General features: G+C 41.1%; 18 protein-coding genes, 2 pseudogenes and 1 riboswitch. Of the genes and pseudogenes, 19 read left to right on the forward strand and 1 reads right to left on the reverse strand.

Annotated elements, in window-relative coordinates; all coding sequences use genetic code 11:
- The 3 genes from ACESNQ_RS06580 to ACESNQ_RS06590 form a co-directional block, all read left to right on the forward strand.
- On the forward strand, positions 1 to 377 hold a 377-nt coding region (locus ACESNQ_RS06580), incomplete at its 5' end, for an Ltp family lipoprotein (RefSeq protein WP_373075841.1).
- A gap of 131 nt (positions 378 to 508) precedes the next feature.
- Positions 509 to 1,468 (forward strand): ROK family glucokinase, encoded by a 960-nt coding sequence (locus ACESNQ_RS06585; RefSeq protein ID WP_373075842.1) that lies wholly within the window; start codon positions 509 to 511, stop codon positions 1,466 to 1,468.
- A gap of 101 nt (positions 1,469 to 1,569) precedes the next feature.
- Positions 1,570 to 2,409, forward strand: a complete 840-nt coding sequence (locus ACESNQ_RS06590; RefSeq protein WP_320692294.1) for a thymidylate synthase — start codon at positions 1,570 to 1,572, stop codon at positions 2,407 to 2,409.
- Between the two features lie 199 nt (positions 2,410 to 2,608).
- Here ACESNQ_RS06590 and ACESNQ_RS06595 read toward each other — a convergent pair whose 3' ends face one another.
- Positions 2,609 to 2,779 carry a DUF3042 family protein gene (locus ACESNQ_RS06595; RefSeq protein WP_001051780.1) on the reverse strand — a complete coding sequence of 57 codons (171 nt, stop codon included), beginning with the start codon at positions 2,777 to 2,779 and terminating at the stop codon, positions 2,609 to 2,611.
- A gap of 122 nt (positions 2,780 to 2,901) precedes the next feature.
- Here ACESNQ_RS06595 and miaA point away from each other — a divergent pair, with 122 nt between their 5' ends.
- From miaA to lctO, 16 genes and pseudogenes are all read left to right on the forward strand, one after another.
- Positions 2,902 to 3,786 (forward strand): tRNA (adenosine(37)-N6)-dimethylallyltransferase MiaA, encoded by an 885-nt coding sequence (miaA, locus tag ACESNQ_RS06600; RefSeq protein WP_373075843.1) that lies wholly within the window; start codon positions 2,902 to 2,904, stop codon positions 3,784 to 3,786.
- Positions 3,779 to 5,017, forward strand: a complete 1,239-nt coding sequence (gene hflX, locus ACESNQ_RS06605) for a GTPase HflX (protein WP_373075844.1) — start codon at positions 3,779 to 3,781, stop codon at positions 5,015 to 5,017. Before miaA ends, hflX begins: the two co-directional genes overlap by 8 nt.
- Positions 5,010 to 5,633, forward strand: coding sequence for a cystathionine beta-lyase (locus ACESNQ_RS06610; protein ID WP_373075845.1), 624 nt, complete (start codon positions 5,010 to 5,012; stop codon positions 5,631 to 5,633). The genes hflX and ACESNQ_RS06610 overlap by 8 nt, the downstream gene beginning before the upstream one ends.
- Before the next feature lie 14 nt (positions 5,634 to 5,647).
- On the forward strand, positions 5,648 to 6,577 hold the full coding sequence (rnz, locus tag ACESNQ_RS06615) for a ribonuclease Z (RefSeq protein WP_373075846.1): 930 nt from the start codon (positions 5,648 to 5,650) through the stop codon (positions 6,575 to 6,577).
- A gap of 20 nt (positions 6,578 to 6,597) precedes the next feature.
- Positions 6,598 to 7,353 carry an SDR family NAD(P)-dependent oxidoreductase gene (locus tag ACESNQ_RS06620; protein WP_373075847.1) on the forward strand — a complete coding sequence of 252 codons (756 nt, stop codon included), beginning with the start codon at positions 6,598 to 6,600 and terminating at the stop codon, positions 7,351 to 7,353.
- A 396-nt stretch (positions 7,354 to 7,749) separates the two neighbouring features.
- The gene (locus ACESNQ_RS06625) at positions 7,750 to 8,079 is read left to right on the forward strand and encodes a hypothetical protein (protein ID WP_373075848.1); all 330 of its coding nucleotides are present in this window, start codon (positions 7,750 to 7,752) and stop codon (positions 8,077 to 8,079) included.
- Between the two features lie 6 nt (positions 8,080 to 8,085).
- Complete coding sequence (locus ACESNQ_RS06630) at positions 8,086 to 8,280, forward strand: helix-turn-helix transcriptional regulator (protein ID WP_006150191.1); 195 nt, start codon at positions 8,086 to 8,088, stop codon at positions 8,278 to 8,280.
- Positions 8,281 to 8,523: 243 nt separating this feature from the next.
- A complete protein-coding gene (locus tag ACESNQ_RS06635) occupies positions 8,524 to 10,272 on the forward strand; it encodes a glycoside hydrolase family 13 protein (RefSeq protein WP_373075923.1) in 1,749 nt (582 codons plus the stop codon).
- A gap of 296 nt (positions 10,273 to 10,568) precedes the next feature.
- A pseudogene (locus tag ACESNQ_RS06640) lies at positions 10,569 to 10,716 on the forward strand (YSIRK-type signal peptide-containing protein); the annotation flags it as partial.
- A 290-nt stretch (positions 10,717 to 11,006) separates the two neighbouring features.
- Positions 11,007 to 17,582: pseudogene (locus ACESNQ_RS06645) on the forward strand (SIALI-17 repeat-containing surface protein); the annotation flags it as partial.
- 260 nt (positions 17,583 to 17,842) lie between these two features.
- Positions 17,843 to 19,195 (forward strand): UDP-N-acetylmuramoyl-L-alanine--D-glutamate ligase, encoded by a 1,353-nt coding sequence (gene murD / locus ACESNQ_RS06650; protein WP_373075849.1) that lies wholly within the window; start codon positions 17,843 to 17,845, stop codon positions 19,193 to 19,195.
- Between the two features lies 1 nt (position 19,196).
- Positions 19,197 to 20,255: a UDP-N-acetylglucosamine--N-acetylmuramyl-(pentapeptide) pyrophosphoryl-undecaprenol N-acetylglucosamine transferase gene (locus ACESNQ_RS06655; protein ID WP_373075850.1), complete on the forward strand. Its 1,059-nt coding sequence runs from the start codon at positions 19,197 to 19,199 to the stop codon at positions 20,253 to 20,255.
- 9 nt (positions 20,256 to 20,264) lie between these two features.
- On the forward strand, positions 20,265 to 21,530 hold the full coding sequence (locus tag ACESNQ_RS06660) for a cell division protein FtsQ/DivIB (RefSeq protein WP_373075851.1): 1,266 nt from the start codon (positions 20,265 to 20,267) through the stop codon (positions 21,528 to 21,530).
- A gap of 207 nt (positions 21,531 to 21,737) precedes the next feature.
- Positions 21,738 to 22,439, forward strand: a complete 702-nt coding sequence (pyrF, locus tag ACESNQ_RS06665) for an orotidine-5'-phosphate decarboxylase (RefSeq protein WP_373075852.1) — start codon at positions 21,738 to 21,740, stop codon at positions 22,437 to 22,439.
- A 31-nt stretch (positions 22,440 to 22,470) separates the two neighbouring features.
- Positions 22,471 to 23,103 carry an orotate phosphoribosyltransferase gene (pyrE, locus tag ACESNQ_RS06670; RefSeq protein WP_371498980.1) on the forward strand — a complete coding sequence of 211 codons (633 nt, stop codon included), beginning with the start codon at positions 22,471 to 22,473 and terminating at the stop codon, positions 23,101 to 23,103.
- A gap of 164 nt (positions 23,104 to 23,267) precedes the next feature.
- The gene (lctO, locus tag ACESNQ_RS06675) at positions 23,268 to 24,404 is read left to right on the forward strand and encodes an L-lactate oxidase (protein ID WP_373075853.1); all 1,137 of its coding nucleotides are present in this window, start codon (positions 23,268 to 23,270) and stop codon (positions 24,402 to 24,404) included.
- 152 nt (positions 24,405 to 24,556) lie between these two features.
- Positions 24,557 to 24,645: riboswitch (TPP riboswitch) on the forward strand.
- Positions 24,646 to 24,820: the final 175 nt, after the last annotated feature.

Below are 24,820 nucleotides of genomic sequence, written 5' to 3' on the forward strand. Positions count from 1 at the left end.
GCAAAATGGTAATGGGTAAATGGGTAGATGGTGGTCGTTATTATGTAGGATACGATGGTGTGTGGCAACCAAAACCAACAGACGGGAATCCATACTCAGCAGCTTTAGAGGAAGCACAAGGTTATAACAGCATTCATTTGTCAAAAAAAAGAATTTATGAGATGTTAATTTTTAAAGGTTTTAATAGTGACACTGCACAATATGCTATCAATCATTTGCAAGCAGACTATAAGGCGAATGCCTTAGCTAAAGCAAGACAATACCGAAAATATAGTAATGTCTCAAAAACGAAAATTTATGACTGGTTAACTAATCCTTGGAATGGAAAATTTACAAAAGAAGAAGCAAACTATGCAATTCAACATTTAGGTGACTAATTTTTACAAATAGTGAAGTAAATGAGATGTTTTAATATTAGCTTGTAGCCTGCAAACCTTTGCACAAAAGATACGATTTTGTTATACTATGTCTGTAAGCATTTCCATTAAAAAATATAAAGGAGAATAATATGAGTCAAAAGATTATTGGGATTGACCTTGGTGGAACTTCTGTCAAGTTTGCAATTTTAACTCAAGAAGGAGAAATCCAAGAAAAATGGTCTATTAAGACTAACATTTTGGATGAAGGAAGCCATATCGTAGACGATATGATTGAATCAATTCAACATCGTTTGAACTTGCTTGGATTGTCAGCTACGGATTTCCAAGGTATTGGTATGGGTTCACCTGGTGTAGTTGACCGTGAAAATGGAACTGTTATTGGTGCCTACAACCTCAACTGGAAAACTCTTCAACCGATCAAAGAGAAAATGGAAAAAGCCTTGGGTATTCCATTCTTCATCGATAATGATGCCAATGTGGCGGCTCTTGGTGAGCGCTGGATGGGTGCTGGTGAAAACCAACCAGACGTTGTCTTTATGACACTTGGTACAGGTGTTGGTGGCGGTATCGTGGCAGAAGGCAAATTGCTCCACGGTGTTGCTGGTGCTGCAGGTGAACTTGGACATATCACAGTTGACTTTGACCAACCAATCGCATGTACGTGTGGTAAAAAAGGCTGTCTTGAGACAGTAGCTTCAGCAACAGGTATTGTCAACTTGACTCGCCGTTACGCGGATGAATATGAAGGCGATGCAGAGTTGAAACGCTTGATTGACGACGGTGAAGAAGTAACTGCTAAAACCGTCTTTGATTTGGCAAAAGAAGGAGACGACCTTGCCTTGATCGTTTACCGTAACTTCTCACGTTACTTGGGTATTGCATGTGCCAACATCGGTTCTATCCTAAATCCATCAACGATTGTTATCGGTGGTGGGGTATCAGCTGCGGGAGAATTCCTCCTCCAAGGCGTGCAAAAAGTTTATGATGAAAATACCTTCCCGCAAGTTCGTACAACAACTAGGCTGGCTCTTGCGACTCTAGGAAATGACGCTGGAGTGATTGGAGCAGCATCACTTGTCTTGCAATAAGAAGCAAAAGAAGGAGAAAATCACTATCTTGAAGCGAGTGATTTTCCTCCTTTCTTTTTTTATGCTATACTAGTTAAGAATAAACGTTGAGGAGAGAGTAAATGACAAAAGCAGATAAGATTTTTAAAGAAAATATTGAGCGAATTCTCAATGAAGGAGTCTTTTCAGAACAAGCTCGTCCCAAGTATAAGGATGGAACAGTGGCTAACTCCAAGTACATCACAGGTGCTTTTGCGGAGTATGATTTGTCCAAGGGTGAATTTCCCATCACAACCCTACGTCCAATTGCTATCAAATCAGCTATTAAAGAAGTGCTCTGGATCTACCAAGACCAGTCCAATAGCCTAGAAGTTCTAAATGATAAGTACAATGTTCACTACTGGAATGACTGGGAAGTTGGAGATACAGGGACAATCGGTGAGCGTTACGGGGCTGTTGTTAAAAAGCACGACATCATCAACAAAATCCTCAAACAGTTGGAAGCTAATCCTTGGAACCGTCGCAATATCATCTCTCTCTGGGATTACCAAGCCTTCGAAGAAACAGACGGCCTTCTACCATGCGCCTTTCAGACCATGTTTGATGTTCGTCGAGTAGATGGGGACATCTATCTAGATGCGACCTTGACCCAGCGTTCTAACGATATGCTGGTGGCCCACCATATCAATGCCATGCAGTATGTAGCTCTTCAAATGATGATTGCCAAACACTTTGGTTGGAAAGTTGGGAAATTCTTCTATTTTATCAATAACCTTCATATCTATGATAATCAATTTGAACAGGCTCAGGAATTGCTCCGTCGTGAACCTTCAAATTGCCAACCACGTTTGGTCTTGAATGTACCAGACAAGACCAATTTCTTTGATATTAAAGCAGAAGATTTTGAGTTGGTTGACTATGATCCAGTGAAACCGCAGTTGAAGTTTGACCTAGCTATTTAATACTCTTCGAAAATCTCTTCAAACCACGTCAGCGTCGCCTTACCGTAGATATATGTAACTGACTTCGTCAGTCATATCTACAATCTCAAAGCAGTGCTTTGAGCAACCTGCGGCTAGCTTCCTAGTTTGCTCTTTGATTTTCATTGAGTATAAAAGAACAGAAAAAAAGAAGTTGGAAAATCCAACTTCTTTTTATTAATTAGCGTGATACGCGACGGCGAGCTGCTTTTTTACGATTTTCTTCGATGAAAGCTGCTTTTTGTTCTTCTGGTTCAATCACTTTCTTTTTGAATGCGTATACTGCACCTGCAACAGCAGCAACAGTTCCTGCAACACCTGTTACGAGACCTTTAGCAAATCCTTTAGCCATGAGTCTTCCTCCTTTTATTTATAAATCAGACGGAAATAGCTTAAGATATAGCATTTTTCTGCCTGTCTATTTTGTGATATAATAATAGTAACGAAAAAATGGGAATTTTTCAAGGAAAAACGATGAAAAGCAAAATAATTGTGATTGTTGGTCCAACAGCTGTTGGAAAGACAGCCCTAGCCATTGAAGTTGCTCAGCGATTCAATGGTGAAGTAATCAGTGGGGATAGCCAACAAGTATACCGAGGACTGGATATTGGAACAGCCAAGGCTAGTCCGGAGGAGCAGGCAACTGTCCCTCATCATTTGATTGATGTGAGAGATGTAACCGAGTCTTACTCGGCTTTTGATTTTGTTTCAGAAGCAAAGGCAGCCATCGAGGATATTCAAAATCGCGGGAAACTTGCTATAATAGCTGGTGGGACAGGACTTTATATTCAGAGTCTACTAGAGGGATATCATCTAGGTGGAGAGACACCGCACGAGGATATTTTAGGTTACCGAGCTAGTTTAGAACCTTTTTCTGATGAGGAGTTAGTTCATCTGGTAGAGCAAGCAGGTCTTGAAATTCCCCAATTTAATCGTCGTCGTGCTATGCGTGCCTTGGAGATTGCTCATTTTGGTCAAGATTTGGAAAATCAAGAAAGTTTATATGATCCGCTGATTATTTGCTTGGATGATGAGCGTAGTCAGCTTTATGGGCGTATCAATCACAGAGTGGACCTGATGTTTGAAGCTGGACTTCTAGACGAAGCCAAGTGGTTGTTTGACCATTATCCAGATGTGCAGGCTGCTAAAGGGATTGGCTACAAGGAACTCTTTCCCTATTTTCGAGGAGAGCAGAGTTTGGAGGAGGCTAGCGATAGTCTCAAACAAGCGACTCGGCGATTTGCCAAGCGCCAGCTAACCTGGTTCCGTAATCGTATGCAGGTGACCTTTTATCAGATAGGAGAATCTGGTGTGAAAGAGCTTATTTTAAGCCAGATTGAGGAGTTTTTAAATGATTGAAACGGAGAAAAAAGAGGAGCGAGTCCTGCTCATTGGTGTTGAACTTCAGGGCATGGATAATTTTGACCTCTCCATGGAAGAGCTGGCTAGTCTGGCTAAGACGGCTGGAGCTGTTGTAGTTGATAGCTACAGACAAAAACGAGAAAAATACGACTCTAAGACCTTTGTCGGTTCTGGTAAGTTGGAAGAAATAGCGAAAATGGTGGACGCAGAAGAAATCACGACTGTCATCGTCAATAACCGTCTGACACCTCGACAAAATGTCAATTTAGAGGAAGTCTTAGGTGTCAAGGTCATTGACCGTATGCAGTTGATTTTAGATATCTTTGCTATGAGAGCTCGAAGCCATGAAGGTAAGCTACAAGTTCATCTTGCACAACTCAAGTATCTCTTGCCTCGTTTGGTTGGTCAGGGGATTATGCTTAGCCGTCAGGCAGGGGGAATTGGCTCCCGTGGTCCAGGTGAAAGTCAGCTGGAGCTTAACCGTCGTAGTGTTCGCAACCAGATTACAGATATCGAACGTCAACTCAAGGTGGTTGAGAAAAACCGAGCGACAGTTCGAGAAAAACGTTTGGAGTCAAGTACCTTTAAGATTGGATTGATTGGCTATACCAATGCTGGGAAATCAACTATCATGAACACCTTGACTAGCAAGACCCAGTATGAGGCAGATGAGCTTTTTGCAACTCTAGATGCAACAACTAAAAGCATCCATCTGGGGGGCAATCTACAGGTAACCTTGACAGATACCGTTGGATTTATCCAAGACTTGCCGACAGAGTTGGTGTCTAGTTTCAAGTCGACCTTGGAAGAAAGCAAGCATGTAGATCTCCTGGTCCATGTCATCGATGCCAGCAATCCTTATCATGAGGAACATGAAAAAACGGTCCTCTCTATCATGAAAGACTTGGACATGGAGGATATTCCTCGCTTAACTCTTTATAATAAAGCAGATTTGGTGGAGAACTTTACGCCTACTCAAACGCCATATGCTCTGATTTCTGCTAAATCTAAGGATAGTCGCGAACAGTTGCAGGCTTTATTGCTGGATAAGATTAAGGAAATTTTTGAAGCATTTACATTGCGCGTGCCTTTTGCTAAGTCCTACAAGATTCATGATTTAGAAAGTGTTGCGATTCTTGAAGAACGTGACTACCAAGATGACTGTGAAGTCATCACAGGCTACATTGCAGAGAGAAACAAATGGAGATTAGAAGATTTTTATGACTGATATCAAAACTTTGGCACTCAAGTATGGTGGCTATACAAGTCTAGACAAGGTCTATCTGGACCAGCTTTTAGCCGGTAGGTCTGAAGAGGAGCAACTAGCCCTCATTACACCTCCACCCAGCGTAGTGAATGCCTACTTTGCCGAGCTCTACCAGAAAAAAAGCCCAGAGGCTGCGACCGATTATTTTGCGGAAGTCAGCCAAGAACTGAACCTCTACAATGCTGAACCAAGTTTCGCTTTGGAAAGCAAGCCCTTTATTCGCCTTAACCTATCTGGTAAATCCTTTGGATTTTGCTACGAGAAAGAAGGACTAGGTCGCATTTTCTCAGAACACGAGGAAGCAATTACAGATGAATTACTCTTTGAGATAGCGCAAATTTTTCCCCATCAGCTAGTTTTTGTGGAGTCTGGTAAGATTTACATGAAGGCGATTGGTGAAGAGGAAGTAGTCAGCCTGGAAAATCTCACAGCCTTGACAGATCTGGAAAATTTAGCAGATGGAAGAAAGCGACTTAAGGGATATAGCCAAGAGGATTTACTACAAGAAGCTAGAGCTTTTTCTGGCAAGCTTTATTATCGCTCGGAAAACCGCACCGCTATGTTATATATTGATTAATTAGAAAGTATCGAATGGATATTCAATTTTTAGGAACGGGGGCTGGTCAGCCCTCTAAAGCCCGCAACGTTTCAAGTCTCGCCCTGAAACTCTTGGACGAGATTAACGAAGTCTGGCTCTTTGACTGTGGAGAAGGAACGCAAAATCGCATTCTGGAAACTACGATTCGACCACGAAAGATCAGCAAAATCTTTATCACTCACTTACATGGAGACCATATCTTTGGATTGCCTGGTTTTCTCTCTAGTCGTGCCTTTCAAGCCAATGAAGAGCAAACAGATTTGGAAATCTATGGTCCCCAAGGCATCAAATCTTTTGTCTTGACTAGTCTACGAGTGTCAGGTTCACGCTTGCCCTATAAGATTCATTTCCATGAGTTTGACCAAAATTCTCTAGGGAAAATCCTTGAGACCGATAAATTCACTGTTTATGCAGAGGAGCTGGATCACACTATTTTCTGTGTGGGCTACCGTGTCATGCAAAAGGATCTTGAAGGAACCTTGGATGCTGAAAAACTTAAGGCTGCTGGTGTGCCGTTTGGCCCGCTTTTTGGGAAAATCAAAAACGGTCAGGATGTTGTTTTAGAAGATGGGACTGAAATCAAGGCGGCAGACTATATCTCAGCTCCCCGTCCTGGTAAGATTATCACTATTCTGGGTGACACCCGCAAAACCAATGCTAGTGTGCGTCTGGCTGTTAATGCCGATGTCCTTGTCCATGAGTCAACTTATGGCAAGGGTGATGAAAAAATTGCCCGCAATCATGGCCACTCAACCAATATGCAGGCTGCGCAGGTGGCAACAGAAGCGGGAGCCAAACGACTCTTGCTCAACCATATCAGCGCCCGTTTTCTTTCAAAAGATATCAGCCAGCTTAAGAAAGATGCTGCAACGATTTTTGAAAACGTCCATGTGGTCAAAGACTTGGAAGAAGTGGAAATCTAGAAGATTGAGAAAGGAAAAGTATGTCTACTATTCTCATTACAGGTGCTAGCGGGGGTCTAGCCCAAGAAATAGTCAAACTCTTACCTCAAGACCAACTCATTTTGCTAGGTAGAAATAAGGAAAAACTAGTTCAGCTATACGGAAATCATCCTCAGGCAGAATTGATTGAAATTGATATTACCGACGCTCAAGCCTTAGAAGAACTAGTTGCTGAACTCTATCAGCGTTATGGTAAGATTGATGTCTTGATTAACAACGCTGGATATGGGATTTTTGAAGATTTTGACAAGATTTCTAATCAAGATATTCATCAAATGTTTGAAGTCAATACTTTTGCTTTGATGAATCTGTCTCGTTTGGTTGCTTCTCGTATGAAGGAGACTCGAAAAGGTCATATCATCAATATCGTCAGCATGGCAGGATTGATTGCGACTGCTAAGTCAAGCCTTTACTCAGCGACTAAGTTTGCGGCTATCGGTTTTTCAAATGCTCTTCGCCTTGAGCTCATGCCCTATGGTGTCTATGTGACAACTGTTAATCCAGGACCTATCCGTACAGGATTTTTTGACCAGGCAGACCCAGATGGGACCTACCTCAAATCGGTCGACCGCTTCCTACTTGAGCCAGATGCTGTCGCACAAAAGATTGTTAAGACCATAGGAAAAAACAAACGCGAACTCAATCTCCCAGCCTTGCTAAATTTAGCTCATAAATTTTATACCCTCTTTCCCAAGTTAGCAGATAAGTTGGCTGGGGGAACCTTTAATTATAAGTAAAAATGCTGTTCCCTTGAGGAATGGCTTTTTGTTTTTTCTGTTGTCAAATTGTAGACAAATATCTCATGATAAACAGGCAGTTTATAACGATTAAGCCCATTTAAGGTATAAATAGAGATAAGAAAGCAGAAAAGAGAGGATAAACTTCGAGTCTAATATAACTAAAAGTATATCTATAGCGGAAGCTTATGAAGTCAAGATAAAATAGGATTAAAAGAACTTGCCCTTTGTCAGATTGATTAGACTGTAAATTGGAGTTAGGAATATTCTTAGAATAGATGAAGAAAATAAAAAAAGTAAAAATGTTAAAACATCTTGACATTTTATCGATTTAGAGTATAATAAGAAATGTAAAGAGCTCTTGACATTATTACAAAAATTTGGAGGAACAAAGCCATGAAAAAGATGGATGAAATGGACAGAGATATTCAGTTGCGTTCTGAGGAGTGGGGCTATAAAACAGCGCTTTTGGGTTTATGTGCATGGACAGGATTTAATATCTATCAAGCACTTATTGGTGGTGGCAAACTTGAAATGCTTCCTTGCTTAATTTTGATCTTATCTGTAAGTGTGCAAGGATTTGCTCAAACCGCAATGAAACGCAATATGATTGCTGGTGATGAAGAGTATAAAGAACCAAATAAACTTGTTCAAGGAGTCATTCTAGCAGTTGTCACTGTTATCGTAGTATTGGCTGTTGGCGTTTATTTTTTTCAGAAAGACTAATGCTGTATGAAAAATAACATCAAACAGTTAAGAAAGTCTGAGGGACTACGTCAGGAAGATATGGCAAGAATATTAGGCGTTAGTCGACAAACCATAATTGCTATAGAGAATGACAAGTACAATCCTACACTTGAACTAGCAATGAAAATTGCAAGGTTGCTACGACTACATGTTGAAGAAATTTTCATTTTAGAAGATTAAAGATATCAGATAGCTTTTATTTTAATCATCTGATTCGTAATGATGAGAGAGTTTTCTGGTTCATGGAAACTCTCTTTTTAAAGCTCAAAAAGAGTCTACTCAATTTTACCCTTGTCCATCTTATATATCTATCGTAAAACTGGTATAAAATTTGCAAATAAACAGCTAAAATAGTATACTAGTTCTGTTAATTATGAAAACGTTTGCGTTTTTGTTGATGATAGATTATTTAGGAGACAAATGATGGAATTAACAGCCATTTATCATAGACCAGAATCAGAATATGCTTATCTTTACAAAGAAGGTCAGTTACATATCCGAATTAGAACCAAGAAAAATGATGTCCAGAAGGTTATCTTACACTATGGAGATCCCTTTATTTTCATTGAGGATAAGTATGAAGCTAAGAAAGAAATGACCAAAGTAACCTCAGATGCCCTATTTGACTATTGGCAGGTTACGGTATCTGTTGATTTTGCACGGATTCAGTATCTCTTTGAGCTCCTTGATGAGGAAGGTCAGGGTATTTTTTACGGTGATAAGGGTTGTGTAGAACATACTCAAGAAAACTTGGATGCTGATGGAAACGGCTTTAAGCTTCCTTATATTCACGAAATCGACGGATGTCAGGTTCCTAGCTGGGTTTCAAATACCGTTTGGTATCAGATTTTCCCAGAACGATTTGCCAATGGAAACCCTAATCTGACTCCTGATGGAGCTCGAGAGTGGGATGCTGCCATTGCACCTAATATTGATGATTTTTTTGGTGGAGATTTACAAGGGATTATTGACCACTTAGACTATCTTAAAGATTTGGGAATCACAGGACTTTACCTATGTCCGATTTTTGAAGCAACAACCAATCACAAGTACGATACGACGGATTATTTTGAAATTGACCGTCACTTTGGGGATAAGGAAGTTTTTGCTAATCTAGTCGAGGAAGCCCACAAACGTGGCATCAAGATTATGCTAGATGCTGTTTTCAATCATATCGGCTACCAGTCTGCCCAATGGCAGGATGTTCTAAAGAACGGCGAAAAGTCACCTTATAAAGATTGGTTCCATATCCAAGAATTTCCAGTTACTGAGGATAAACTTCAGAATCCAAGAGAACTCCCTTATCATACCTTTGCCTTTGCTAGCTATATGCCTAAGTTGAATACAGCTAATCCGGAGGTAAGGGACTATCTTCTTAGTGTTGCAACTTACTGGATTGAAAATTTTGATATTGATGCTTGGCGCTTGGACGTTGCCAATGAAATTGACCATCAGTTCTGGAAAGATTTTAGAAAGGCAGTTCTCGCTAAAAAGCCTGATTTGTATATTTTAGGTGAAATTTGGCATACTTCTCAGCCTTGGCTACAAGGGGACGAGTTCCATGCTGTCATGAATTACCCGCTCTCTGAAAGTATCAAGGATTATTTCTTGCGTCAGCGTAAAAAGACAGAGCAGTTTATTTCAGAAATCAACAGCCAATCTATGTACTACAAGCAACAAATCTCAGAGGTGATGTTTAACCTTTTAGATTCTCATGATACAGAGCGTATCCTTACAACTGCCAAAGGAAATATCCAGCATGTCAAGGCTGCCCTAACTTTCCTCTATCTTCAAAAAGGGACCCCTTGTATCTATTATGGAACAGAGCTTGCATTAATAGGTGGACCAGACCCTGATTGCCGTCGTGTCATGCCTTGGGACCGTGTTTCTGAAGACAATGACATGCTGAATTTCATGAAGAAATTAATCAAGGTTCGTAAGGCAGTGGCAAGTATTATTCAGCATGGAAATTATTGCTTGGAAGAATTGAAACCAGATGTCCTATCCTTGAAATGGAACTACCAAGGAAAAGAAGTTCAAGCCATCTTCAATCAGTCTTCTGAGAAATATACTTTAGACAGAGATTCAGTTGACTTAGCGAGCCATTGCCAGTTTGAAGATGGTCAGCAAGTCATCTTGCCAGATGGATTTATCATTACTGTTTCGAAATAAAGTAATCAACTGCAACAAGTATCTAGTTACAAAGAATAAAGGGATTATGTGACTTTAGATACATAAAAAACAAGAAGCTGTCCTCTAGTAGGACAGTTTTTTGGTAAATTTCACTAAATGTACATTCAGATTTTTATAGTTTTCTACAAAATATAGAAAAAACAATCAAAAGTATGATTTTTACAGTCATAGTATTGAAGTTTCCTATATTATTTTATAAAATAGAAGTAATAATTACAAAAAAAGTATAGCGCTTTCAACAAAAATGGAAGCGGTTACTTAAGGAGGAGAACCCTATGGGAAAAGATTATTGGAATCGCAAAAGTATCTATAGCATCCGTAAATTTACGGTAGGAACGTGCTCGGTACTTATCGGGACTTGCTCTGTTTTATTTGGAGCAAATCTAGCTAGTGCAAGTACTGTATCTGCGGATGAAACTCCAGTCGCTGTTGCTACAGAAAAAGTGGAGAAAGAAACTCCAGTCGCTGTTGCTACTGAAAAAGTGGAGAAAGAAACTCCTAAAGAGGAAGCTGTAGATTCAAAAGCTTCTGAACAACCTGTAACAAAAGAAACTGTTAACAGTGAAGCAGTAGAAACTAATCATGAAGTAGAGAAAAAAGTGGAAGCCCCAACTACTGAGACTACTCCTGAGAAAAAAGAAACCTCTGATGTAGAAAAGCAAGCTCCAGCTGTGACTCAGGATCAATCTGCTAAAACAGAAAAACCAGAGCTCAAACCTGCAACTAATGATGAGGTAAAACAGTTGATTGAGGATAGAAAAGTAGAATTCAACCAAAACTGGCATTTCAAGCTCAATGCCAATGCTAAAGATGCAGTCAAGCCAGATGCCGATGTTTCTAGTTGGAAGAAATTAGACCTCCCTCATGACTGGAGTATCTACAATGACTTTGACCATAACTCACTTGCCCAAAACGAAGGTGGGCAACTCAATGGTGGTGATGCTTGGTATCGTAAGACCTTTAAACTCGATGAAGAAGACCTCAATAAGAATGTTCGTATCACATTTGATGGGGTTTACATGGATTCTCAGGTTTATGTAAATGGACAGCTAGTTGGTCACTATCCAAATGGTTACAACCAATTCTCATATGACATCACTGACTATCTCCATAAAGACGGTCGCGAGAATGTCGTAGCAGTGCATGCAATCAACAAACAACCAAGTAGCCGTTGGTACTCAGGAAGCGGGATTTACCGTGATGTTACCCTTCAAGTCACAGATAAGGTTCATACTGAGAAAAATGGAACAACTATCTTAACACCAGATCTTGAAAAACAGCAGAATGGCAAGGTAGATACCCATGTAACCAGTAAGATTGTCAATACTGATGATAAAGATCATGAAATTCTTGCTGAGTATCAAATCATTGAACGTAATGGTCAAGCTGTAACGGATCTAGTTCGTACAGCTAGTCAAGTGTTGAAAGCTCATCAATCAGCCAGCTTGAATGCTATTTTACAAGTTGATAAACCAAAACTTTGGACAGTTAATAGCGACAAGCCTGCCCTTTACGAATTGGTTACACGTGTTTATCGTGATGGTCAATTGGTCGATGCTAAGAAGGACTTGTTTGGTTACCGTTACTACAACTGGACACCAAATGAAGGCTTCTCTTTAAATGGTGAACGCATTAAATTCCATGGGGTTTCTCTTCACCATGACCACGGGGCTCTTGGAGCTGAAGAAAACTATAAGGCAGAATACCGCCGTCTGAAACAAATGAAGGATATGGGTGTGAACTCTATCCGTACAACCCACAACCCAGCTAGTGAGCAAACTTTACAGATCGCTGCCGAGCTTGGTTTGTTGGTCCAAGAAGAAGCCTTCGATACTTGGTATGGTGGTAAGAAACAGTATGACTATGGTCGCTTCTTTGATAAAGATGCTACTCATCCAGACGCTAAAAAAGGTGAAAAATGGTCTGATTTTGACCTTCGTACCATGGTTGAACGAGGAAAGAACAACCCTGCTATCGTTATGTGGTCTATCGGTAATGAAATCGGTGAAGCAGACGGAAAACCACGTTCTCTAGCAACTGTTAAACGTTTGGTTCAAGTTATTAAGGCTGTTGATAAGACACGCTATGTCACTATGGGAGCAGATAAGTTCCGTTTTGGTGATGGTAGTGGTGACCATGAAAAGATTGCCAATGAACTTGATGCCGTTGGTTTTAACTACTCAGAAGATAACTACAAGAAACTTCGTGCAAAACATCCAAATTGGTTGATTTACGGTTCTGAAACTTCCTCAGCTACTCGTACACGTGGAAGTTATTTCCGTCCAGAACGTGAATTGGTCCACAGCAATCAGGCTTACCGTCATTACGAGCAATCAGACTACGGTAATGACCGTGTTGGTTGGGGTAAAACAGCAACAGCATCTTGGACTTTTGACCGTGACAATGCAGGTTACGCAGGTCAGTTCATCTGGACTGGTACGGACTATATCGGTGAACCGACTCCATGGCACAACCAAAACCACACACCGGTTAAAAGCTCATACTTTGGTATCGTAGATACAGCTGGTATTCCAAAACATGACTACTTCTTGTATCAAAGCCAATGGGTTTCTGCTGAGAAGAAACCAATGGTTCACTTGCTTCCTCACTGGAACTGGGAAAATCCTACCCTAAAAGAGAATGTAGCGGATGCAGATGGTAATATTCCAGTCCGTGCCTATTCTAATGCGGCAAGTGTGGAACTGTTCTTGAATGGTAATACTCTAGGCAAGAAGACATTTACTAAAAAACAAACAAGTGATGGACGTACTTACCAAGAAGGTGCTAAACCGAATGAACTTTACCTTGAATGGAAGGTTGCTTTTGAAGCAGGTACTTTAGAAGCAGTAGCTCGTGACGAAGCTGGTAACATTGTTGCTCGTGATAAGATTGTGACCGCTGGAGAACCTGCAGGGGTTCGTTTGGTCAAAGAAGAACATGCTATCGCAGCTGACGGAAAAGACCTCACTTATATCTATTACGAAATTGTTGACAGTAAAGGTAACGTAGTTCCTACAGCCAATAATCTTGTTCGCTTCCAGTTGCATGGACAAGGTCAGATTGTCGGTGTGGATAACGGGGAACAAGCCAGCCGTGAACGTTACAAAGAACAAGCAGATGGTTCATGGATTCGCAAAGCCTTTAATGGTAAGGGTGTTGTGATTGTCAAATCAACTGAGCAAGCAGGTAAATTCACCTTGACTGCTCACTCTGATTTCTTGAAATCTGGTCAGACAACTATCTTCACAGGTAAGAAAGACCAAGAGGAAAAAACTGTTTTAGGTACAGAGGTTCCTAAAGTTCGTACAGTAATCGGTCAAGCAGCGAAAATGCCTTCAAAAGTAGGATTTATCTACAGTGATGGCAGTCGTGTAAAACTTCCAGTAGAATGGTCCGCAGTTGATGTCAACCAACCTGGTATTTTTACTGTTAAAGGTGTGGCTGACGGAAGAGATGTGGAAGCGCGTGTTGAAGTCTTGGCACTCCAAGCAGAATTACCTGTAGTTAAGAGAATTGCACCAACTACAGATCTGAGTACGGTTGATCCATCTGTTAGCTATGTATTGTCAGATGGTACTCTAGGAAGCTATGACGTTGATAGGTGGGAAGTTGCAGCTGAAGATCAAGCTAAATTAACTATCCCAGGCTCTCGTATCCAAGCTAAAGGAATTTCAGGTGATGATGAAATCGCTGCAACCTTTGTAGTTGCCGAAGGTCAAGTGGCTTCACCAGTAGTACCGACTGTAACTGTTGCAGACCAGCCTGTAGAAGGGCTCTCAACTGATCAACCGGTTCTATACCATAAACTTGCTTATGGAGCTGCTTTACCTGAGGTTAAAGCTTTAGCTGAAAACGCGCAAGTTACTGTTATTCAAGCTAACGAAGCAAATGGTATGCGAGCTAGTATTTATGTTCAACCAAATGATGGTGGAGCACTTCAGACTTATGCTATCCAATTCTTACAAGAAGCTCCTCAGATTGAACGTTTAAGCCTAGAAGTTGAAAATGCAGACGCACTGAAAGAAGACCAAACAGTTGGTATCAAAGTCTTGGCTCATTATCAAGATGGAACTCAGGCCGTATTAAAAGCTGACAAGGTAACCTTCTCAACATCAGGTGAAGGAGACGTAGCTGTTCGTAAAGGTATGCTTGAATTGCATAAACCTGGTCAAGTAACTTTGAAAGCTCAATTTGAAGGAGCTGAAGGTCAGATTGACTTGAACATTCAGGCAAATACTGAAAATAAAGTTGTCCAGGCCATTCGTCCAGTAAGTGTCGTGACAGGTTTGAACCAAGAACCAAGTCTACCTGATACAGTAACTGTAGAGTACGATAAAGGTTTTCCAAAAGTTCACAAGGTAACTTGGCAAGCAGTTGCTAAGGAAGATCTTGCTAAATACCACAGCTTTGATGTTCTAGGTAATGTAGAAGGAATTGAAAACGAAGCTCATGCTAAAGTTTCTGTAGAAGGTATCATTGCAGTCGAAGAAGTGACTACAACAACTCCAGTTTCAGAAGCTCCTCAATTACCAGAAAGTGTTCGTACTTACCACTCAAACGGCCAAGTATCTTCAGCTAAAGTGACTTGGGATGCTATTGACCCAAGCCAATATGCAACTGAAGGTAGCTTTACCGTTACAGGGCATGTCGAAGGGACTCAGTTACCAACGAAACTTCATGTGCGTGTATCTGCTCAAACTGAAACTGGTGCAAATATTTCTGATCAATGGACAGGTTCAGAGTTACCACTTGCCTTTGCATCAGACTCAAATCCAAGTGACTCAGTAGCCAATGTCAATGACAAACTAATCTCATTTAATGATCAACCGGCAAACCGCTGGACAAACTGGAAACGTACAAGTGAAGCATCGGTCGGAATCCTATTTGGTGATTCTGGTATCCTGTCTAAACGTTCGGTTGACAATCTCAATGTTGCCTTCCACGAAGACCACGGTGTTGGTGCACCTAAGTCTTATGTCATCGAATACTATGTAGGAAAAGATGTTCCAACAGTTCCTAAGAACCCAAGCTTTGTAGCTAGTGAAGACCACGTCTTTAACGATGACAATAACTGGAAGCAAGTGACAAATCTTAAAGCTCCAGATCAAGTGAGAGCTGGAGAAATGACTCACTTTAGCTTTGATAAAGTCAATACCTATGCGGTTCGTATCCGTATGGTTAGACCAGATGGTAAATGGGGTACTTCCATTACAGAAATTCAAATCTTCTCTAAACAAGTAGCTGCAGCTAAGAAAGCTCAAGCTCAAATCAAAGTAGATGGAAAAGATTTGCCAAACTTTAACCCTGGCTTGACTGACTATTATCTAGAAGCTAAAGAAGACCAAGCACCAACTGTAACAGCAAGTGTATCAGATAATGGTATTGCTACAGTGATTCCAAGCGTTCGTGAAGGGGATCCAGTTCGTGTTGTTGTTAAGGCTGAAAACGGAGATATTCTAGGTGAATACCGTCTCCACTTTACAAATGATAAAGACTTGCTAGCAAGTAAACCTGTTGTTGCTGTGAAATCGTCACGCTTGGTTGCTAAGGGGCATACTCTTGAGTTGCCTGCGAAAGTCGCTGTTTACTTCACAGGTAAAGATGGCTATGAAGTCAAAGACTTGGCAGTTGAATGGGATGAAGTTCCAGCTGAAAGTCTAGCGACTGCAGGTGAATTTACAGTTCGTGGTCGCGTTTTAGGTACTGATTTAACTGCTGAAGTGGCAGTACGTGTGACTGATAAACTCGGTGAAAACCTATCAGACAACCCAGACTTCGATGACGATAGCAACCGCTCATTTGCTTCTGCAACTAACGATATTGATCCAAATTCTCATGATCGTGTGGACTATGTTAACGATGGTTCAGATGATGAAACCCGTCGTTGGACCAACTGGTCTCCAACTCCATCTGATAATCCAGAAGTTTCAGTAGGGGTTATCTTTAGAGAAGCTGGTAAGATTGTTGAACGTACAGTCGCTGAAGGAAGTATTCGATTCTTCTCAGATGGTGGTACAGATGCACCTTCTAAACTAGTCTTAGAGCGCTATGTGGGACCAGAATTTGATTCACCAGAATACTACTCTAACTACCAACCATACGATCCAGAACATCCATTCAACACTCCTTCTAACTGGGAGAAAGTTGAATACCGTGCGGATCAAGAGATTCAAGCAGGTACTGATATCCATGTAACCTTTGCCCCAGTTAAAGCTAAGGCCATGAGATGGCGCATGGATAGAAAAGCTGATACTAAGGGTGTAGCTATTACAGAAATGGCCTTCATTGCTCCAAGTGAGGAACCTAAGGATAGTACAGCTGCAAAACTTCTTGTGGATGGTAAAGAGATTGCTGACTTCTCTGAAAATCGTGTGGATTACCAAGTAACCTACAGTGGAAATCGTCCTCAAGTAACAGTTGAAGCTGGCGAAAACGTAGCAGCAACTATTGTTGATAGTGGTGATGATAAACTTCCAGTCTTGATTCATCTTGTTTCAGAAAGTGGTAAACATATTAAGGAATACCGCATTCAATTGACTAAGGCAGATGCTGAAAGCGCTAAGACAGAACCGGCTGTACACGAAGTTCCAGAGTTCACAGGTGGTGTGAATGGAGAAGAACCGGCTGTACACGAAGTTCCAGAGTTCACAGGTGGTGTGAATGGAGAAGAACCAGCTATACATGAAGTTCCAGAGTTCACAGGCGGTGTGAATGGAGAAGAGGCAGCAATTCACGAAATTCCAGAATACACTGGAGGCGTGAATGGAGTTGAAGCAGCAGTTCACGAAGTACCAGAACATACTTTAGGAGCGAATCTAGTCGAACCAGCAGTTCACGAAGTTCCAGAATACACTGGTGGTGTGAATGCAGTCGAGGCAGCGGTTAACGATGTGCCAGAATACAAAGGTGGAGTCAATGCAGTCGAGGCAGCGGTGAACGAAGTACCAGAATATACTGGTGGCGTGAACGCAGCCGAAGCAGCGGTTAATGATGTGCCAGAGTATAAAGGTGGTGCCAATGCAGTCTTTGCAGCGGTGAACGAAGTTCCAGAATATACTGGTGGCGTGAACGCAGCCGAAGCAGCGGTCAATGAAGTACCGGAGTACAAAGATAATCAATCTCTTGTAGCCCTCGCTATGTCACAAGACAAGACTTACCAGGCGCCTGCAAGTCGTCAACATATTCTCCCTGAAACAGGTACTAAGGAAAATGCAACCCTTGCAACAGCAGGTGTTGTGGGAGCGCTTCTTGGACTCTTTGCAATGGGAAAGAAGAAAGACGAAGAATAAAATAATCTGACAGTATTTAGATTATAGAGATTGGACAAGAAAATAATCTCAACTATAAAAAGTGGACAAACTAGTTTCAAGAAACAGAACTAGATCTTGTCCGCTTTTTTATGTTTCTTGGTAGCAAAAAATCTTTAACAAAGATGCTAAACTTGATAATTGAGTTTCCAAATAACAAAAAACAAATAAGAAAGCCCTTTGTGGCTTTTTTATTTTCATAAAAATGGTAAAATAGTAAGAGTAGAAATGGAGTTCTAGATATGAAACGAATTGATCAATTTGAAAATAAGAAAGTATTAGTCCTAGGTTTAGCCAAATCAGGTGAGTCTGCAGCTCGTCTCTTGGACAAGTTGGGAGCCATTGTAACGGTTAATGATGGCAAGCCTTTTGAGGAAAATCCAGCTGCTCAAAGCCTTTTGGAAGATGGTATCAAGGTTGTAACTGGTGGTCATCCCTTGGAATTGTTGGATGAAGATTTTGCCCTCATGGTGAAAAACCCTGGTATTCCTTATAGCAACCCTATGATTGAAAAAGCTCTAGAAAAAGGCATTCCAGTTTTGACTGAGGTTGAGTTGGCCTACTTGATTTCTGATGCACCCATTGTTGGAATTACTGGTTCAAATGGTAAGACAACGACCACAACCATGATTGGTGAAGTTCTGACTGCTGCAGGACAAAATGGACTCTTATCAGGTAACATCGGTTATCCTGCTAGTCAGGTTGCTCAAACTGCGACAGATAAGGACACCCTTGTCATGGAACTTTCTTCTTTCCAATTAATGGGAATTCAGGAATTCCATCCTGAAATTGCTGTTATTACCAACCTGATGCCAACGCATATTGACTATCACGGTTCTTTTGATGCCTATGTCGAAGCCAAGTGGAATATCCAAAGCAATATGACAGCAGATGATTACTTAGTATTGAACTTCAACCAGGAATTAGCTAAAGAGCTTGCTACAAAGACAAACGCGATTGTAGTACCATTCTCAACACTTGAAAAGGTTGACGGAGCATATCTTGACGATGGTCTTCTCTACTTCCGTGGTGAAAAAGTCATGGCAGCTGATGAAATCGGTGTTCCAGGTAGCCACAATGTGGAAAATGCTCTTGCAACCATTGCCGTTGCTAAACTGCGTGGTGTGGACAATAAAACCATCAAGGAAACCTTGTCAGCCTTTGGTGGTGTGAAGCACCGTCTCCAGTTTGTAGACCAAATCAATGGTGTTAAATTCTACAATGATAGTAAGTCAACCAATATCTTAGCAACTCAAAAAGCCTTGTCAGGATTTGATAATAGCAAGGTTATCTTGATTGCTGGTGGTTTGGACCGTGGAAATGAATTTGATGAATTAGTGCCGGATATTAAAGGACTTAAGAAAATGGTCATCCTCGGTCAATCTGCAGAACGTGTCAAACGTGCAGCGGACAAGGCTGGTGTGGCTTATGTGGATGCAACAGATATTGCTGATGCAACTCGCAAGGCTTATGAACTTGCAGAAGCAGGAGATGTGGTTCTCCTCAGTCCTGCTAATGCTAGCTGGGATATGTATGCCAACTTTGAAGTACGTGGAGATCTTTTCATCGACACTGTAGCGGAGTTAAAGGGATAATATGAAAAAAATAGTATTTACTGGTGGGGGAACGGTTGGACACGTTACCCTCAACCTTTTGTTAATGCCTAAGTTCATCGAAGATGGCTGGGAAGTTCACTATATTGGTGATAAAAATGGGATTGAGCATCATGAAATTCTCAAGTCAGGTTTAGATATTACCTTCCATTCGATTGCAACAGGGAAATTACGTCGATATTTCTCATGGCAAAATATGGTTGACGTCTTTAAGGTTGCTTTTGGAATTCTTCAATCGCTCTTTATCATGCTTCGAGTTCGTCCACAAGCCCTCTTTTCTAAGGGTGGATTTGTATCTGTTCCGCCTGTTATCGCAGCGCGAGTATGCAGAGTACCAGTCTTTATCCATGAATCTGACCTCTCTATGGGATTGGCCAATAAAATTGCCTATAAGTTTGCGACTAAGATGTACTCTACTTTCGAGCAAGCATCTAGTCTCACTAAGGTAGAACATGTAGGAGCTGTGACCAAGGTTTCTGTTCCAGTTATGGAAGAACCTGAAGAAATGGTGGATATCCGAACTTCTTTCAACGACAAGTTACCTACTCTTCTCTTTGTTGGAGGTTCTGCTGGGGCGCGTGTCTTTAACCAACTAGTAACAGACCACAAGGAAGAGCTGACTAGTCGCTATAATATCATCAACCTGACAGGTGATGCTAGTTTAAATGAACTAAGTTCAAACCTCTACCGTGTTGACTATGCGACGGAACTCTATCAACCACTCATGAATCTGGCTGATGTGGTCATCACTCGTGGTGGTGCCAATACGATTTTTGAACTCCTTGCTATGGCTAAATTGCACGTCATTGTGCCACTGGGTCGTGAAGCCAGCCGTGGAGACCAGATTGAAAATGCAGCCTATTTTGTGAAGAAAGGCTATGCTGAGGAGTTGCAAGAGAGCGATTTGACTTTGTCAACTTTAGAAGAAAAAGTAAATCAACTCTTGGCCAACAAAGAGATTTACCAAAACAAGATGAAGAATTCTCAGGAATTAAAATCTGTGGCAGATTTTTATGAGCTACTCAAAAAAGATTTATCATAAGGAAAATTGATGTCAAAGGATAAAAAGAATCAGGACACTCAAGGCAAGGAATTGTCAGAGTGGCAAAAACGAAATCAAGAATATCTTCAAAAAAAGGCTGAAGAAGAGGCGAAACGTGCCGAAGAAGAAGCTCGTGAAAAAGAAGAACAAGTATCAGAGTCTTCTGAAAGCATTCAAGAAGTGTCAGAATGGCAAAAACAACACCAGGAGTATTTGAGCAAAAGAACGGAAGAAAACTCTACGAGTTCTGAAGAAGTGGACGAAGAATCCGAAAAATCTGAAGAGAAGGATTCGGATACTAGCGATGAGACTTCAAATGAAGAGAAAGATTCGGAGGAAACTCCTCAAGAAGACTCTAAGAGTCAGGATCAAGTAGAGAAAGAAAAAACTGACGAAAAGGTTAAGAAACAGAAAAAAGTAAAAACCAAGAGTAAACCTCCAAAACCAGCCATTCCTTCTATACATATCTGGCGAGCAGTTACAATCCTCGTCCCAAGTTTTATAATCTTATTCTTGTCTATTTATCTACTAAGTCCTCTAGCTACAATGAAACATATTGACGTTACAGGTACTGTTCAGACAAGTGCAGACCAAGTTAGAGAAGCGTCTGGCATTCGTGACAGTGACTATACAATCAGCTTGCTCTTAAATAAAGATAAGCATGCGGAAATGGTCAAATCAAATCACTGGATTGAATCTGCTAAGATAACTTATCAATTTCCAGTTCACTTCACCATTGAAGTTAAAGAATTTGAGATTGTAGCCTACTCTGTTTCTGGAGATAGCCATTATCCAATCTTATCTAGTGGAAGTATTGAATCAACAGCTGTTAATGCTGATAGTTTACCTGAGAAATATATATCTGTTTTATTTAACGATGAGGACCAGATTAAAACCCTAATTTCTCAGCTAAATGAAGTTAGTCCTGAAATTAAGCAAGAGATTGAGAAGATTGAACTTGCACCAAGTAAGGTAACAAGTGACCTTCTAAAGATTACCATGTATGACACAGACGAGATTTTGGTGCCATTATCAGAACTAGGGAAGAAATTACCTTACTATAGTAAGATAAAACCACAGTTAACAGTTCCTAGCGGTATTGACATGGAGGTCGGTATTTATAGCTATAGTCTAGTGGATAAGGCTCTGGATGACGAAAGAGTCAAAGCCAAAGAAGAGGAAAAGAAGAAGCAGGAAGAAGAGAAGAAAAAACAAGCTGAGCAAGGAAATCAAGATCAAACAACACAGACGACTCAAACAACACAGAGTCGCTAAGTTTCAGATGATTCGTTCAGTTACTTGTTTTTACTTGACAAGTACCGCTTTAAATAATAGAATAGTAAAAAACCTTTAAAGCAGTCCAGAGAGGCAGCTAAGGTTAGACGGTGAAAGGGTGGAGACTACCCATTTTTCGTGGAACCTTGTTGCAGGCAGGTTCCTTTTTTCATGCTCTCTAGCTTACAAAGGTAAAAGGAGAAAAGTATGCGCGAAGCTCGTCCAGTTATTGCTCTTGATTTTCCAAATTTTGAGGCAGTCAAGCAATTTTTAGCTCTTTTTCCAGCAGGAGAGAGCCTCTATCTAAAGGTAGGTATGGAACTCTATTATGCTACAGGACCTGAGATTGTTTCTTATCTGAAAGGTTTGGGACATAGTGTCTTTCTGGATCTCAAACTCCATGATATTCCAAATACAGTCAAATCAGCCATGAAGGTCTTGTCTCATCTGGGCGTTGATATGACCAATGTTCATGCAGCAGGTGGCGTTGAGATGATGAAAGCTGCGCGTGAAGGCCTTGGGAAAGAAGCCAAATTGATTGCTGTCACTCAGTTAACTTCAACCTCTGAGGAACAAATGAGAGACTTTCAAAATATTCAAACCAGTCTTCAAGAATCGGTTATTCACTATGCCAAGAAAACTGCGGAAGCGGGATTAGATGGTGTGGTTTGTTCAGCTCAGGAAGTGAAGCTCATCAAAGAAGCTACCAGTCCAGACTTTATTTGCCTGACACCCGGCATTCGTCCATCAGGCGCTGCAGTAGGAGATCAAAAACGAGTCATGACACCAGCAGATGCCTATCAAATTGGTAGTGACTATATCGTTGTCGGACGCCCAATCACTCAGGCCACTGATCCAGTAGTAGCTTATCACGCTATCAAGGATGAATGGACACAAGACTGGAAATAAGAATATAGTTTAAAATACAAAGGAGAATCCCATGACACTTGCGAAAGACATTGCTAGCCATCTATTGAAAATTCAAGCTGTTTACCTCAAACCAGAAGAGCCCTTCACTTGGGCATCAGGTATCAAGTCACCGATTTATACGGATAATCGTGTAACACTTGCCTACCCAGAGACACGTACCTTGATTGAGAATGGTTTTGTGGAAGCCATCAAGGCAGAATTCCCAGAGGTAGAAGTGATTGCAGGAACAGCGACTGCAGGTATCCCACACGGTGCCATCATCGCTGACAAGATGAATCTGCCATTTGCTTACATCCGTAGCAAACCAAAAGACCACGGAGCTGGAAACCAAATCGAAGGCCGTGTAGCTCAAGGCCAAAAGATGGTCGTTGTGGAAGACCTCATTTCAACTGGTGGTTCGGTTCTTGAAGCTGTAGCAGCTGCTAAACGTGAAGGGGCAGATGTGCTTGGTGTCGTGGCTATCTTCAGCTATCAATTACCAAAAGCAGATAAGAACTTTGCGGATGCTGGTGTCAAACTAGTGACTCTTTCAAACTACAGTGAGCTCATCCACCTAGCCCAAGAAGAAGGCTACATTACACCAGAAGGACTTGCTCTCCTCAAACGCTTTAAAGAAGACCAAGAAAATTGGCAAAATGTTTAGAGCATAGAAAAATCAGGTAGTCACAAGGATTACCTGATTTTTTTGAAAGGTCCAGGTAATCAGTTTGAAATTCCCAGACAAAATTTTTGAAAGGATTCTGAAAAAGAGGTAAGATGTATGTGTAAAGAAAAAAGAAAACGCTTACTCAAATAGGAGGAAATTTTATGTCATTTAAAACAAGCAATGCAGAAGGACCTGTAGATTTTATTAACACTTATGATTTGGAGCCAATGGCTCAACAAGTTATTCCTAAAGCTGCCTTTGGTTATATCGCTAGTGGAGCAGAGGATACTTTCACTTTACGCGAGAACATCCGTGCCTTTAACCACAAACTCATCGTTCCACATACGCTTTGTGATGTGGAAAATCCAAGTACAGAGATTGAATTTGCAGGTGAAAAATTGTCTTCGCCAATCATTATGGCGCCTGTTGCGGCTCATAAATTAGCAAATGAACATGGGGAAGTAGCTACTGCACGTGGTGTGCATGAGTTTGGTTCTCTCTATACAACTAGTTCTTACTCTACTGTAGATCTTCCAAAAATTACAGAAGCCCTTCAAGGGACACCTCACTGGTTCCAATTTTACTTTAGTAAGGATGACGGTATCAACCGCCACATCATGGACCGTGTGAAGGCTGAGGGCTACAAAGCAATTGTCTTGACAGCAGATGCTACTGTAGGGGGCAATCGTGAGGTCGACAAGCGCAATGGTTTTGTCTTCCCCGTTGGTATGCCAATTGTTGAGGAATACCTGCCAGAAGGTGCTGGTAAATCAATGGACTTTGTTTACAAGTCAGCCAAACAACGCTTGTCTCCACGTGATGTAGAATTTATCGCTACATACTCAGGACTTCCTGTTTATGTCAAGGGACCACAATGCCGTGAGGATGTTGAACGCTCACTCGCTGCTGGAGCTTCTGGTATCTGGGTAACCAACCACGGTGGCCGTCAAATCGACGGTGGACCAGCTGCCTTTGACTCACTTCAAGAAGTAGCAGAAGCAGTTGACAAACGTGTGCCAATTGTCTTTGACTCTGGTGTTCGTCGGGGTCAGCATGTCTTTAAAGCCTTGGCTTCAGGAGCAGACTTAGTAGCCATTGGACGACCTGTCATTTATGGCTTAGCTCTTGGTGGTAGTGTGGGTGTACGTCAAGTCTTTGAACACTTGAATGCGGAATTGAAGACAGTCATGCAGTTATCTGGAACTCAGACTATTGAAGATGTTAAACGCTTCAAACTGCGTCACAATCCATACAATCCATCCTTCCCAGTTGATTCACGTGATTTGAAGTTGTATTGATAAAGTAGGAAGTCTCCATTTGATGTGGAGGTTTTTCTCATCTTGAGGAAGATTGACATGTCATAACAAAGGATGATAAGAAACTATATAAATATATTTTCCAGTCAAATATCTTGCTAGGGCTTTCAATTTCTGTTATACTGATCCAGTAATAAAGACATTTGGGGTGCTTTAGGCTGAGATGATACCCATTGAACCTGATACAGTTAAGACTGGCGAAGGGAAATGTGAAAAGGTTTTTTTCGTATGTCGAAAAGAACTGTCTAATCTTGTAAGGTAAACTCTGATTCTTAATTGTAATTGGAGTTTTTTTGTTTATACAAACTGGATAGGCTTGTTTAGGTAGCTCTCTGCAAGTGCCCTCGATGTTCTTTAAAAGTATCAAGTGGAATTACGATTTTGCTTGGTATCTCTTG

The sequence above is a fragment of the Streptococcus infantis genome (assembly GCF_964243025.1).
Lineage (GTDB): Bacteria > Bacillota > Bacilli > Lactobacillales > Streptococcaceae > Streptococcus > Streptococcus infantis_N.